Source organism: Streptomyces sp. NPDC002446 (assembly GCF_053595675.1).
Genome location: NZ_JBSFYC010000026.1, coordinates 21,339 through 34,258, shown reverse-complemented (window position 1 = coordinate 34,258; position 12,920 = coordinate 21,339). Strand labels below are relative to the sequence as shown.

The 12,920-nt window shown below is 71.7% G+C and carries 12 protein-coding genes; 9 read left to right on the top strand and 3 right to left on the bottom strand.

Annotated elements, in window-relative coordinates; all coding sequences use genetic code 11:
* Window positions 1–26 precede the first annotated feature (26 nt).
* Window positions 27–1,091 carry a trypsin-like serine peptidase gene (locus tag ACWD6P_RS17030; RefSeq protein WP_451444889.1) on the top strand — a complete coding sequence of 355 codons (1,065 nt, stop codon included), beginning with the start codon at window positions 27–29 and terminating at the stop codon, window positions 1,089–1,091.
* A 19-nt stretch (window positions 1,092–1,110) separates the two neighbouring features.
* Here ACWD6P_RS17030 and ACWD6P_RS17025 read toward each other — a convergent pair whose 3' ends face one another.
* The 3 genes from ACWD6P_RS17025 to ACWD6P_RS17015 are packed head-to-tail and all read right to left on the bottom strand — an operon-like array spanning window position 1,111 to window position 3,875.
* Entirely contained in the window at window positions 1,111–2,148 is a 1,038-nt protein-coding gene (locus tag ACWD6P_RS17025) for an ABC transporter substrate-binding protein (protein ID WP_451444888.1), read from the bottom strand.
* A gap of 49 nt (window positions 2,149–2,197) precedes the next feature.
* Window positions 2,198–3,070 (bottom strand): ABC transporter permease, encoded by an 873-nt coding sequence (locus tag ACWD6P_RS17020; protein WP_451444887.1) that lies wholly within the window; start codon window positions 3,068–3,070, stop codon window positions 2,198–2,200.
* Window positions 3,060–3,875: an ABC transporter ATP-binding protein gene (locus ACWD6P_RS17015; protein WP_451444886.1), complete on the bottom strand. Its 816-nt coding sequence runs from the start codon at window positions 3,873–3,875 to the stop codon at window positions 3,060–3,062. The genes ACWD6P_RS17020 and ACWD6P_RS17015 overlap by 11 nt, the downstream gene beginning before the upstream one ends.
* Window positions 3,876–4,098: 223 nt before the next feature.
* Between ACWD6P_RS17015 and ACWD6P_RS17010 the strand changes: the two genes are divergently transcribed.
* From ACWD6P_RS17010 to ACWD6P_RS16975, 8 genes are all read left to right on the top strand, one after another.
* Window positions 4,099–5,772, top strand: a complete 1,674-nt coding sequence (locus ACWD6P_RS17010) for a sensor histidine kinase (protein WP_451444945.1) — start codon at window positions 4,099–4,101, stop codon at window positions 5,770–5,772.
* On the top strand, window positions 5,769–6,461 hold the full coding sequence (locus ACWD6P_RS17005; RefSeq protein WP_451444885.1) for a response regulator: 693 nt from the start codon (window positions 5,769–5,771) through the stop codon (window positions 6,459–6,461). The genes ACWD6P_RS17010 and ACWD6P_RS17005 overlap by 4 nt, the downstream gene beginning before the upstream one ends.
* Before the next feature lie 69 nt (window positions 6,462–6,530).
* Entirely contained in the window at window positions 6,531–7,115 is a 585-nt protein-coding gene (locus tag ACWD6P_RS17000) for an N-acetyltransferase family protein (protein WP_451444884.1), read from the top strand.
* An 86-nt stretch (window positions 7,116–7,201) separates the two neighbouring features.
* A complete protein-coding gene (locus tag ACWD6P_RS16995; RefSeq protein WP_451444883.1) occupies window positions 7,202–7,885 on the top strand; it encodes a FadR/GntR family transcriptional regulator in 684 nt (227 codons plus the stop codon).
* A complete protein-coding gene (locus ACWD6P_RS16990; RefSeq protein WP_451444882.1) occupies window positions 7,882–9,378 on the top strand; it encodes an amino acid permease in 1,497 nt (498 codons plus the stop codon). The genes ACWD6P_RS16995 and ACWD6P_RS16990 overlap by 4 nt, the downstream gene beginning before the upstream one ends.
* A 52-nt stretch (window positions 9,379–9,430) precedes the next feature.
* Window positions 9,431–10,462: an asparaginase gene (locus ACWD6P_RS16985; protein WP_451444881.1), complete on the top strand. Its 1,032-nt coding sequence runs from the start codon at window positions 9,431–9,433 to the stop codon at window positions 10,460–10,462.
* A 93-nt stretch (window positions 10,463–10,555) separates the two neighbouring features.
* The gene (gene aspA / locus ACWD6P_RS16980; RefSeq protein ID WP_451444880.1) at window positions 10,556–11,977 is read left to right on the top strand and encodes an aspartate ammonia-lyase; all 1,422 of its coding nucleotides are present in this window, start codon (window positions 10,556–10,558) and stop codon (window positions 11,975–11,977) included.
* Between the two features lie 145 nt (window positions 11,978–12,122).
* A complete protein-coding gene (locus ACWD6P_RS16975; RefSeq protein ID WP_451444879.1) occupies window positions 12,123–12,917 on the top strand; it encodes a carbon-nitrogen hydrolase family protein in 795 nt (264 codons plus the stop codon).
* Window positions 12,918–12,920: the final 3 nt, after the last annotated feature.

The window sequence follows — 12,920 nt, the reverse complement described above, 5'->3', positions numbered from 1 at the left end:
CGGCTACAGCGTCCAAGGAGGGCGAGATGCACAGTGGGAGCAGATCACCGGTGTCGGCCGGGCCCGAGCAGGTCTTCTCGGACCTGCGGGAGGTCGCGGCGCGGGTGCGCGACGGGCTGTCCTGGGAGATCCCCGAGTCCCTGGAGGAGTTGCCGGCGGACGAGCTGCCGGCCGGGCAGATCTCCCAGTTCGCCCAGCAGGAGCGGACCAGGGTGCTGTCGGCGGGCGTCAGCGGTCTGGAGAAGCTCGCCGAGGGGCGCCCCGACGAGATCAGCGACGACGAGTCGTTCGGCATCGAAGCCATCGTGCTGCTGGAGGGCCGGCCCGCCATCCTGGTGCAGGACCACGACTTCGCACCGCAGCAGGGCGACTGGGCGGTGCTCGACGGGCACCGGGCGGCGATCCGGGAGTCGCTCGCCCGGGTGGGGCGGGTCGAGCTCACCGGGCACCTGAGCCTGGACTGGCTCGGTACGGCGTTCCTGGTGGGCCCGGACGTGGTGCTGACGAACCGTCATGTGGCGGCGGAGTTCACCCGCGGTGACGCCGCCGGCTGGACCTTCCAGCCGGGCATCACCGCCAGTGTCGACATGGGGGAGGAGTACGGCGGCGCGGCGGGCGGTGGCGGCCCCTCGTTCGACGTCGTCGAGGTGCTGGGCATCCACGAGGACGTCGATCTGGCCCTGCTGCGGGTCGCGCCGCCGGCCGGCGGCGGGGCGCTGCCCACTCCCCTGGCGGTGGCCGCGGACGGGCCGGCCGATCTCCGCGGGCGTCCGGTGTACTGCGTCGGCTACCCGGCGTACGACGGCCGGCGCAATGAACCGGAGTCGATGCGCCGGATCTTCATGGACATCTACAACGTCAAACGGCTGCAGCCCGGCACCGCCACCGAGCTGGTGCCGAACCGCAACGTCATCAAGCACGACTGCTCCACGCTGGGCGGCAACAGCGGCTCCCCGGTCATCGACCTCACCGACCACCGCGTGCTGGGCCTGCACTTCGGCGGGCGCTACGGCTCCGGCAACTTCGCCGTACCGCTGTGGCAGCTGGTCGACGACCCGCTGCTGGCCCGGGCGGAGATCAACTTCGTCTGACCGGGGCGCCGCCGCCCGGTCAGCCCGCCTTCCTGACGAACTCGGTGGTGTAGGTCTTCTTCAGGTCCACCGAGGCGTTCTTGAGGTTGGGGTTGAAGGCCTTCAGGACGCGCTCGACCGTCGCGGGGCCGTCGGCCGGCATCACCCCGTCCTTGGTGAACATCGGCAGGGTGTCCTTGATCGCCTGGATGTAGAGCTCCTCGCCGCCCTGGGCGTAGTCGGCCGGCATCTTCTCGGCGATCTGCTTCGGGGTGTGCGTGGACATCCACTTGAGGGTCCGCACCAGGGCGTTGGCCAGCTTCTGCACCTCCTTCTTGTGGCTGTTCACCCAGTCGGTGTTCATGTAGAGGCTGGAGGAGGGGTACGGGCCGCCGAGCGCCTCCTTGGAGCCCTCGGGCGTGCGCATGTCGACGAGGATCTTGCCGAGGTTCTTGTCCACGATCCGCGCGGCCGTCGGGTCGGTCGTCATCCCGCCGTGGATCGAGCCCTGCTCGATGGCCGAGATGAAGGTCTGGCCGGCGCCGACCGCCACCGGCGTGAACTCATCGGTCCGTACGCCGTTCTTGACGGCGAGGTACTTGGTCAGGAAGTCGGTGGACGAGCCGAGGCCGGTGACCCCGAGCTTCTTGCCCTTGAAGTCCCGGGGCGAGGTGAGCTCGCCGGCCGCCTGGTTCGAGACGACCTCGACCTCGCCGGGCGCATGCGCGAGCTGTACGACGGATTCCACCTGCTTGCCCTTGACCTGCAGATCGAGGGTGTGGTCGTAGAAGCCGACGACGCCCTGCACATCGCCGGAGACCAGCGAGGTGGTGGCCTGCACACCGGCCGGTTCGGTGAGCAGGGTGACGTGGATGCCCTCGTCCTCGAAATAGCCCAGTTGCTGGGTGAGTCTGGCGGGCAGATAGATGACCTTGTCGAGGCCTCCCACCATGATCTTGATCTTGCCGTTCCCGTTGCCGGCGGTGGCCGCGGAGCCACCGCCGCCACACGCGGTGAGGGTGGTCAGGGCGAGCATCGCGGCGGCCGCGACGGCCGTGAGCTTGAGCTGCTTGGGCATGGTGGGGTCCTTGAGGAAGGAGAGTGAGAGAGGGCGGTGGAGCGGGAGTTCAGCGTCCGGCGGTGTCGGACGGCTTCCAGCGGAAGAGCCGCTTTTCGAGGAAGGCCAGCAGCCCTTCGGCGAGCAGCGCGACCACGGCCAGCATCACCATCGCCGCATAGACACCGGCCGCGTTGAAGGTGCCCTGCGACGCCGAGACCAGCAGGCCGAGGCCCTTGGTCGCGCCGATGTACTCGCCGACGATCGCGCCGATCAGCGCGAAGCCGAAGCTGACGTGCAGGCTGGTGAAGATCCACGAGGTGGCGGAGGGGATCACGACATGGAGCGTGACCTGGCGGCTGCTCGCGCCCAGGATGCGGGAGTTGGCGACCAGGTTGCGGTCCACCTCGCGGGCGCCCTGGAAGGCGTTGAAGAAGACCGGGAAGAAGACCAGGACCACGGCGGAGGCGACCTTGGAGGCCGGCCCCAGCCCGAACCAGATCAGGAAGATGGGGGCCAGCACGATCCGCGGCAGCGCGTTGAGCACCTTGATGTACGGGCCGAGCACCTCGGCGAGGAAGCGGATCCGGCCGAGCGCGATGCCCAGCACCACACCGCCCGCCACACCGATCACCCAGCCGAGCAGGGCCTCGTAGAGCGTGTACCAGATCTGCTCCCACAGAGGGCCCTGCGGGGTGCCGTGCAGCGCCCACTGGACCATCTGGTCCCAGATCTTCGAGGGCATCGAGAAGTTGAAGGGATCGATGACGGCGGCGCGGGCCAGCCCCTCCCACAGCCCGATCAGTCCGACGAGCAGCAGCACCCGCGCGCCGTGGACCAGCAGCCCGTGGTTGCGGGCGGCGCGCGCCCGCTGCCTCGAACGGTCGGCCCCCGTGGCGGACTTGGCCGACCCGGGGCGGGCGGGGACGGTCTCAGGCGACATCCGCGGCACCCCTCTCGCGGGTGATCCGCACCTCTTCCCCGAGCGAGGACCAGATCTCCCGGTAGATCTCGACGAACCGCGGCTCCAGCCGCACCGACTCGACCCGCCGGGGGCGCGGCAGATCGATCTCGAAGACCTCCTTGACGGTCGCGGGACCGGCGGTCATCACCACGACCCTGTCGGCGAGGGCGATCGACTCCTCCAGGTCGTGGGTGACGAAGACGACCGAGGCACCGGTCCCCGACCACAGCTCCAGGAGTTCGTCCGACATCAGCGCCCGGGTCTGCACGTCGAGTGCGGAGAACGGCTCGTCCATGAGCAGGAGTTCGGGGTCGTTGACGAAGGTCGCGGCGAGCGCGACCCGTTTGCGCTGGCCGCCGGAGAGCTGATGCGGATAGCGGTCCTCGAAGGACGCCAGCCCGACCCTGGCGAGCCATTCCCGCGCCCGCCGCCGGGCCTCGGGCTTCGCTACGCCACGGAAGCGGGGGCCGGCCATCACGTTCGACAGCACCGTGCGCCAGGGGAAGACCGCGTCCTGCTGGAAGACGAACCCGATCTTCTCCCCGATGCCGCGGACCGGCACACCGCCGACCAGCACCTCGCCCCGGGTGGGCTCCTCCAGCCCGCTGATCAGCGTCAGCGTGGTGGACTTGCCGCACCCGGTGGGGCCGACCACCGCGACGAACTCACCGCGCTCGACGACCAGATCCAGATCCCGGACGGCGGTGTGCGACGCCCCCGACGGAGTCCGGAACGTTTTGCTCGTTCCCCGCAGTTCGATCGCGGGGCTCGTGTGCCTGCTCATGGCCCGGGAGGCTAGGTGTGAGCCGAACCACATCGGTGGTTCTGGGCACAAGCCGCCTTTCTGAGCGCAAACCCTGTTGTGCTCGTTTTGCTCACGCGAGAACATCAACTTCGGTACAGGGGGTGGGCAGTTGGTCACGAACGGCTTACGTCGCGGACCTCGCGGCGTAAGGAAGAGACGTCGGTTCCGCACGGGTACGAAGAGCCCGGGACGAGGCAGACCCCTGCGGATCCACTGGCCGCGGCGCGTCTTCGCGCAGGTGCTGACGGCGCAGCTCGCCCTCACCACCGGTGTGCTGACGCTCGCCACCGGCCTGTTCCTCGCCCCGCTCAGCTCCGAGCTGGACGACCAGGCGATGCGCCGGGCGCTGTCCATCGCCCAGACCACCGCCGCCGATCCGGACCTCGTCCGCGAACTGGCCACCACCGGCCCGGCCGTCCACGGGCCGGTGCAGGCGGACGCGGAGCGGATCCGCCGGGCGACCGGGGCGCTGTACGTCGTGGTGATGGACACCCATGGCGTGCGCTGGTCGCACACCCGCCCCGCCGAGATCGGCCGGCATGTCTCCACCGACCCGAGCCGCCCCCTCGCCGGACAGGAAGTACGGCAGATAGACACCGGGACACTGGGGCGTTCGGCCCGTGCGAAGGTGCCGCTGCGCGATGCCCGCGGCCGGATCGTCGGCGCGGTCTCGGTCGGCATCGCCTACGACAGCGTGCGGGGGCGGCTGCTGGGCACCCTCCCCGCCGTGCTGGGGTACGCCGGTGCCGCGCTGGCCGTCGGTGTGCTGGCCGCGGTCGTCCTCTCCCGCCGGCTCCGCCACCGTACGCACGGTGTGGCGTTCGCCGATATCTCCGCGCTGCTCGACGAGCGCGAGGCGATGCTGCACAGCATCCGTGAGGGCGTGGTGGCCTTCGACCGGCGGGGCAGGATCCGGCTGGTCAACGACGAGGCCGGGCGGCTGCTCGGACTGGACGCGGGGGCCGCGGGACGGGCGGGGGACGAGGTGCTGCCGCCCGGCCGGACGGCCGATGTGCTGGCCGGCCGGGTGGCGGGGGCGGATCTGCTGGCCGTGTGCGGGGACCGGGTACTGATCGCGAACCGGGTGCCGACCCGGGACGGCGGGGCCGTGGTGACGCTGCGGGACCGTACCGAACTGGAGCTGCTGGGCCGCGAACTGGACAGCACCCAGGGGCTGTTGGACGCGCTGCGGGCCCAGGATCACGAGCACGCCAACCAGCTGCACACCGTGCGCGGGCTGCTGGAGCTGGGCCGGCACGAGAAGGCGGTGGAGTTCGTCACCGAAGCGGCCGGCGCCCACCGGGCCTCGGCGGAACAGATCGCCGAGCGGGTGCACGACCCGCTGCTGTCGGCGCTGCTCGTCGGCAAGGCGGCGATCGCCGCCGAGCGCGGGGTGTCGCTGCGGGTGTCGTCCTCGACGCTGCTGCCCGATGCCGTCGTCGACCCGCGCGACCTGGTCACCGTCCTCGGCAACCTCCTCGACAACGCGCTCGACGCCACCGCCGGGCACCGCCGCGACCAGCCGTTCGTCGAGGTGGAGCTGCGCGCCGAGGGCACCACGGCCGTCCTGCGGGTCTCGGACACCGGGCCGGGGGTGCCGCCCGCCCTGCGCGAGCGGATCTTCGCCGAGGGCTGGTCCACCAAGGCCGCCGCGCCGGCCGGGGACGGCGGCGCCCCCACGGCGGCGGCCTTCCGCCGGGGCCGGGGTATCGGCCTGGCGCTGGTGCGCCGGCTCGCCGAGCGCTACGGCGGGACGGCCCGGGTGACCGCCCGCGCGGGCGGTGGCGCGGTGTTCACCGTCGTCCTGCCCGAGGCGCTCGCGGCCGGCGTGCACCACCAGGAGCGCAGCGGCACGGCGATCGGAGCGGCACGGTGATCGACGTCCTGGTCGTCGACGACGACTTCCATGTCGCCGACATCAACGCCGGGTACGTCTCCCAGGTGTCCGGCTTCCGCGTCACCGGCCGCGCCCACACCGCCGCCCAGGCGCTGGCCACCGTGGAGCGCACCCATGTCGACCTGGTGCTTCTCGACCACTACCTGCCGGACGAGACGGGCCTGGCCCTGGTGCGGCGGCTGCGGCAGCTGGGCCATCGCACCGACGTGATCATGGTGACGGCGGCCCGGGACGTGACCACGATCCAGGACGCGATGCGCTCCGGCGCGCTGCAGTACCTCGTCAAGCCCTTCGGCTTCTCCGGGCTGCGCGCCAAGCTCGACGGCTATGCCGCGCTGCGCCGTACGGTCGAGGGGGTGAGCGGCCGCGGCGAGGCCGGCCAGGAGCAGGTCGACCGGATCTTCGGCGCCTTCCGGACCACCGGGTCCCCGCACACCGAGCTCCCCAAGGGCCACTCGGCGGCCACCGTCGACCTCATCCGGCGCGTCCTGGGCGAGGCCGGGCACCCGCTGTCCGCCCATGAGGTCGCCGAACGCTCCGGCGTCAGCCGCTCCACCGCCCAGCGCTACCTCAAGCACCTGGAACACAGCGGCCACATCCACCTGACCCTCAAATACGGCGACACCGGACGCCCCGAACACCGCTACCGATGGGCGGACGCCCAGTGACGCCCCGGGCACCGTCGACCCGCCGAAACCCATGGCCGGAACCGCGGCCCGGCCCCTAGTCTGCCGATCATGACTCCTTCGCCACCCAGCGCCGCCGGCCCCCGGCCCTCGCTCCTGGACGCCGCTCAGCTGTCCGCCGACCCGGAGCTGGCGGCGGACTTCCCCGGGGCCGCGCACCGGATCCTGGCGGACCTGGTGCACGCGGGTGCGCCGCTCGGCTGGGTGGAGCCGCCGGGCGCGGACGAGGTGGCGGAGCTCATGGACCGCGTCCTGCGGGCCGCGCGGGCCGGGGACGGGGCGCTGCGCGCCGCCTACCTCGACCGGCGGCTGGTCGGGCTGGGCTACTGGCTTCGCCATGCCCTGCCGACCAATCGGCAGCACGCCGACCTGGACAAGGTCGCGGTGGCCGCAAAGGCCCATGGCCGGGGCGTCGGCAGGGCGCTGACCTGCGCATTGGTCGCCGACGCCCGGGAAGCGAAGATCGAGGTCCTCACCCTGGAGGCCCGCGCCGACAACGCCAGGGCGCTGGCCCTGTACCGCTCGCTCGGCTTTCGCGAATACGGGCGTCTCCCCCGCTTCATCGCCATGGGCGGCCGCCGCTACGACAAGGTCTTCTACATGCTGGACTTCCGCGAGGACCGTCACACCTCTTGACAGCGCACCCCACCGGCCTTGACGATCCCGGGGTGAACCTGTCAGACAGCCAGACAGCTGGCGATGTGCCCCGGCGGATCAGCGCGATGGAAGCGGTTCTGAACCATCTTCGCGACGCCATCGAACGGGGCGACTACGCGGTCGGGGACAAGCTCCCCTCGGAGGCGGAGCTCTGCCGTCGCCTGGAGGTGAGCCGGCCGGTGCTGCGCGAGGCACTGCGGGCGCTCCAGACGATGGGGCTAACCGTCTCGCGTACCGGCAAGGGCACCTTCGTCGTCTCCGACGGCGCGGTCGCCGACCCCACCTTCGGCGACTACGCGGCCAGCGACCTCCTTGAGGTGCGCCGGCATGTGGAGGTCCCGGTGGCCGGGTACGCGGCGGTGCGCCGTACGCCGGAGGACCTCGACCAGCTGAGTCACCTGCTGGAGCGGATGGAGCGGGAGACCGACACCACCGCATGGGTCGCCATGGACACCCTCTTCCACCTCTCGATCGCCCAGGCGGCCCGGAACCCGGTCTTCCGGCGGGTGATCGAGGAGATCCGCGACGCGCTGGCCCGGCAGTCGGCGTTCCTCAACGAGCTCGGCGGACGGCGGGAGCAGGCGAACCGGGAGCACCGGGCGATCGTCGAGGCGCTTGTCGACCGGTCCGAGCACGACGCGGTGGAAGCCATGAAGCACCACCTCGCACGCGTCGAGTCGACGCTGACCACCATCGTGCGGCCGCCCCACCGTACGACCCCCTCAACGGAAGACGAGGACCAGACGTGAGTGAGCAATCCCTCCGGCAGGCGGAACGGCGGCAGGAACAGGAGCAGCGGCCGGAGCCGCACGGCCATGTCGACGCGGGCGACGCCGGGTACAGCAAGGCGCTGAAGTCCCGGCACGTCAACATGATCGCCATCGGCGGGGCGATCGGCACCGGGCTGTTCCTCGGTGCGGGCGGCCGGCTGGCCGGCGCCGGGCCCTCGCTGGCCCTGGCGTACGCGGTCTGCGGTGTCTTCGCCTTCCTCGTGGTCCGCGCGCTGGGCGAACTGGTGCTGCACCGGCCGTCCTCCGGTGCGTTCGTCTCCTACGCCCGGGAGTTCCTCGGCGAGAAGGGTGCGTTCGTCGCCGGGTGGATGTACTTCCTGAACTGGGCCACGACCGGGATCGCCGACATCACGGCGGTGGCGACGTACACGCACTACTGGGGGATGTTCTCCGACGTACCGCAGTGGGTGATCGCCCTGGTCGCGCTCGCGGTCGTGCTGGCCGTGAATCTGATCTCCGTCAAGATCTTCGGTGAGCTGGAGTTCTGGTTCGCGATCGTCAAGGTCGGCGCACTGGTCGTCTTCATGCTGATCGGCATCTTCCTCCTGGTCACCCAGCACCCGGTCGCAGGACACTCCCCCGGCCCCTCCCTGATCACCGACCACGGCGGCATCTTCCCCACCGGGACGCTCGCGATGCTGCTGGTCGTCCAGGGCGTCGTCTTCGCCTATGCCTCGGTCGAGCTGGTCGGCGTCACGGCGGGTGAGACCGCGGAGCCGGAGAAGATCATGCCCAAGGCGATCAATTCCATCATGTGGCGGGTGGGTCTCTTCTACGTCGGCTCGGTGGTGCTGCTGACGATGCTGCTGCCCTGGAGCTCGTACACGGCCGACGAGTCCCCGTTCGTGACCGTGCTGTCGAATGTGGGAGTGCCCGCGGCGGGCGGTGTGATGAACCTCGTCGTGCTGACCGCCGCGATGTCCAGCCTCAACTCCGGCCTCTACTCCACCGGGCGGATTCTGCGCTCCATGGCGATGTCCGGTTCCGCGCCGCGGTTCACCGGCGTGATGAGCCGCAGCCAGGTCCCCTACGGCGGCATCATGCTCACCTCGGGCGTCTGTGTGCTGGGTGTGGGCCTCAACTACGTCGTGCCGAGCGAGGCGTTCGAGATCGTGCTGAACTTCGCGGCGATCGGCATCCTCAGCACCTGGGCCATGATCATGCTCTGCCATCTGCTCTTCTGGCGGAAGGCGCAGGCCGGGCAGGCCGTCCGGCCCTCCTACCGGCTCCCCGGCTCGCCGTGGACGGAGATCGTCACCCTGGCCTTCCTCGCCCTGGTCCTGGTCCTGATGTGGGCCGACGGCGGCGCCGGCCGGACCACCGTCCTCTCCCTGCCCGTGATCGTGGCGGCGCTGGTCGGCGGCTGGTTCCTGGTACGGGGCCGGGTCGGCGCCCTACGGGACGCGGCGACGCGGGAGAGCACCGCAACCACCCACCCCGACACTCCCTAGAGCACCACCGAACCAGAACATCGAAAAGCACCGAAAGCACCGAGAACTGATCATGAGTCAGAGCACCACCCTGCCGCGCCGCGCTCCCCAGCCACCCCCCGAGGTGCGCGAACCGGCCCACGTTCCCGTCGCCCATGTGGTGCGCGGAGGCATCGTCGAGGGCGTCCACCACGGATCGGTGGTCGTCCTGGCGGCCGACGGGAGCGTGGAGTTCCAGGCGGGCGACATCGAGGCCGCCTTCTATCCGCGCTCGGCGCTCAAGCCGGTCCAGGCGGTCGGTCTGCTGCGCGCGGGCCTGCCGCCGCTGGACGACGAGGCGCTCGCCCTGGTCGCGGCCAGCCACTCCGGCGAGGAGCGGCACCAGGCCACCGCCCGGCGCATCCTCGCCTCCGCCGGCCTGGCCGAGGACGACCTGCGCAACGTCCCCGACCTGCCGTACGGGAGCGCCGTACGGGACGAGTGGATCGGGCGGGGTCTCGGCCCCACCCGGCTCGCCCAGAACTGCTCGGGCAAGCACGCCGCCATGGTGCTGACGGCCCGGGCCCGGGGCTGGCGCCTGGACGACTACCTCGACCCGGGGCACCCGCTGCAGGCCGAGATCGCCGCGGCCGTCGAGGACCTCACCGGTCAGCGCATCGCCCACGTCACCGTCGACGGCTGCGGCGCACCGCTGTTCGCCGTCTCGCTGCACGGCCTGACCCGGGCCGCGGCCCGCCTCGCGACCGCCGCCCCCGACACCGACGAGGGCCGGGTCGCGCGCGCCATGCGCGAGCATCCGGAGATGGTCTCGGGCCGCGGGCGGGACGTCGCCCGGCTGGTGCGGGCCGTACCGGGGCTGCTCGCCAAGGACGGCTTCGAGGGCGTGCAGATCGCGGCGCTGCCGGACGGACGGGCCGTCGGCGTGAAGATCGCCGACGGCGCCGACCGCGCCCGGATGCCGGTGACGGCGGCGGCCCTGGCACGCTGCGGGCTCGACCCCGAAGTCCTCGCCGCCTTCGCCACCGCGCCGGTCATCGGCGGCGGCGCCCCGGTCGGATCGCTCCGCGCGGCGGGCACACTCGCCCCGCCCGCCACCGGCCTCTGACACCCCGTCAGCTCCCCCTCCCCGCACTCCCCTCCTCCCCCTCTCCCTCCTCCCTCCCCTCTCCTCCCAGCTCACGAAGGACCCACCCGCACCATGACTGCCGCCGCCCACCGCCGCGAACATGATCTGCTCGGCGACCGCGAGATACCCGCCGACGCGTACTGGGGCGTGCACACCCTGCGCGCCGTGGAGAACTTCCCCATCACGGGTACGCCGATCGCCGCCTACCCGCATCTGATCGGCGCGCTCGCGGCCGTCAAGGAGGCCGCCGCCCGCGCCAACCAGGACCTCGGTCTGCTCGACGCGGAGCGGGCCGACGCCATCGCCGCCGCCTGCCGGGAGATCAGGACCGACGGCCGGCTGCACGACCAGTTCATCGTCGACGTCATCCAGGGCGGTGCCGGCACCTCGACGAACATGAACGCCAACGAGGTGATCGCCAACCGGGCACTGGAGCTCCTGGGCCACGACAAGGGCGACTATCGGCATCTGCACCCCAACGAGCACGTCAACCTCAGCCAGTCGACCAACGACGCCTACCCGACCGCGGTCAAGGTCGCCACGATCAGCGCCGTACGGGAGCTGCTCGACGCGATGACCGTGCTGCGCGAGGCCTTCGCCGCCAAGGCCGAGGAGTTCCGCGACGTCCTCAAGATGGGCCGCACCCAGCTCCAGGACGCGGTGCCGATGACGCTGGGCCAGGAGTTCTCCGCGTACGCGGTGATGCTGGAGGAGGACCAGAGCCGGCTGGCCGAGGCCGTACTGCTCATCCACGAGATCAACCTCGGCGCCACCGCCATCGGCACCGGGCTCAACGCCCCCAAGGGCTACGCCGAGGCGGCCCGCGGGCATCTCGCCGCCCTCACCGGTCTGCCCCTGGTCACCGCCGCCAACCTCGTCGAGGCCACGCAGGACTGCGGGGCGTTCGTCCATCTCTCCGGGGTCCTCAAGCGCATCGCCGTCAAGCTCTCCAAGAGCTGCAACGATCTGCGGCTGCTCTCCTCCGGCCCGCGCGCCGGTCTCGCCGAGATCAACCTGCCGCCGGTGCAGGCCGGTTCGAGCATCATGCCGGGCAAGGTGAACCCGGTCATCCCGGAGGTCGTCAACCAGGTCGCCTTCGAGGTCATCGGCAACGACGTCACCATCACCATGGCCGCCGAGGCGGGACAGCTCCAGCTCAACGCGTTCGAGCCGGTCATCCTGCACTCCCTGTCGGAGAGCATCACCCACCTCGGCGCCGCCTGCCGCACCCTCGCCGAGCGCTGCGTGTCGGGCATCACCGCCAACACCGAGGCGCTGCGCGCGAGCGTGGAGAACTCCATCGGGCTGGTCACCGCCCTCAACCCGCACATCGGCTACACCGCCGCGACCGCGATCGCCAAGGAGGCCCTCGCGACCGGGCGCGGGGTCGCCGAACTCGTCCTGGAGCAGGGACTGCTCCCCGCCGAGCGGCTGACGGCCCTGCTGCGTCCCGAGGAAGTCGCCGGCACGGGCGGCGGCTTGACCTCGGTCTGAGCCGAGGCGCCCGCATCAGCCGGGAACCGGCCGGCCCCGGATCCGCAACGGCCCGGCCCGCACCCCGCGGGCCGGGCCGTTCCCGTACGCCGCTCAGGCAGGATGGGCACAAGGGAAGCACGAGGGAAGAGGGAAGAGGGTTCGCATGCGTATCGCGCTGTGCCAGATGACGGCCTCGACCGATCCGAAGGAGAACCTGGCGAGGGTGCAGGACCAGGTGCGCCGCGCGGCGCGCGAGGGGGCGCGGCTGGCGGTGCTCCCCGAGGCGTCCATGGTGCGGTTCGGTGTGCCGCTGGGGCCGGTGGCCGAGCCGCTCGACGGGCCCTGGGCACAGGGGGTGCGCTCGGTCGCCCGTGAGACGGGGGTGACGGTGGTGGTGGGCATGTTCACCCCGGCGCCCGACGGGCGGGTCACCAACACCCTCCTGGCCACCGGGCCCGATGTCGAGGAGTCCTACGACAAGATCCACCTCTATGACGCCTTCGGGTTCCGGGAGTCCGACACGGTCGCCGCGGGCACGCGCGTGGTCACCATCGACGTCGACGGGGTCCGGGTGGGCCTGGCGACCTGTTACGACCTGCGGTTCCCCGAGCTCTTCCGGGCGCACGCGGACGCCGGGGCGGTGGTGTCCGTACTGCCCGCCGCCTGGGGCGCGGGACCGGGCAAGCGCGCGCAGTGGGACCTGCTGGTGCGGGCCCGCGCTCTGGACGCGACGGTGTGGCTGGCGGCCGTCGGCCAGGCCGCCCCGGATCCGGCCGCCGATCCGGAAGCCCCGACCAAGGCCCCGACGGGCGTCGGGCGCAGCGCCCTGGTCGGCCCCGACGGCACCGTACGCGCCCAACTGGGCAGCGCACCGGAGCTGCTGGTCGCCCACGCGGACATCGCGGAGACCGCGCGGGTACGGCGGGCGGTGGCGGTGCTGGACAACCGCCGGCTGTAGGAA

Bases quoted from the DNA above. Each gene is read 5' to 3' on its own strand.
- ACWD6P_RS17030 (WP_451444889.1), top strand. From the start codon at position 27: ATGCACAGTGGGAGCAGATCACCGGTGTCGGCCGGGCCCGAGCAGGTC.
- ACWD6P_RS17025 (WP_451444888.1), bottom strand. From the start codon at position 2,148: ATGCCCAAGCAGCTCAAGCTCACGGCCGTCGCGGCCGCCGCGATGCTC.
- ACWD6P_RS17020 (WP_451444887.1), bottom strand. From the start codon at position 3,070: ATGTCGCCTGAGACCGTCCCCGCCCGCCCCGGGTCGGCCAAGTCCGCC.
- ACWD6P_RS17015 (WP_451444886.1), bottom strand. From the start codon at position 3,875: ATGAGCAGGCACACGAGCCCCGCGATCGAACTGCGGGGAACGAGCAAA.
- ACWD6P_RS17000 (WP_451444884.1), top strand. From the start codon at position 6,531: ATGACTCCTTCGCCACCCAGCGCCGCCGGCCCCCGGCCCTCGCTCCTG.
- ACWD6P_RS16995 (WP_451444883.1), top strand. From the start codon at position 7,202: ATGGAAGCGGTTCTGAACCATCTTCGCGACGCCATCGAACGGGGCGAC.
- ACWD6P_RS16985 (WP_451444881.1), top strand. From the start codon at position 9,431: ATGAGTCAGAGCACCACCCTGCCGCGCCGCGCTCCCCAGCCACCCCCC.
- aspA (WP_451444880.1), top strand. From the start codon at position 10,556: ATGACTGCCGCCGCCCACCGCCGCGAACATGATCTGCTCGGCGACCGC.
- ACWD6P_RS16975 (WP_451444879.1), top strand. From the start codon at position 12,123: ATGCGTATCGCGCTGTGCCAGATGACGGCCTCGACCGATCCGAAGGAG.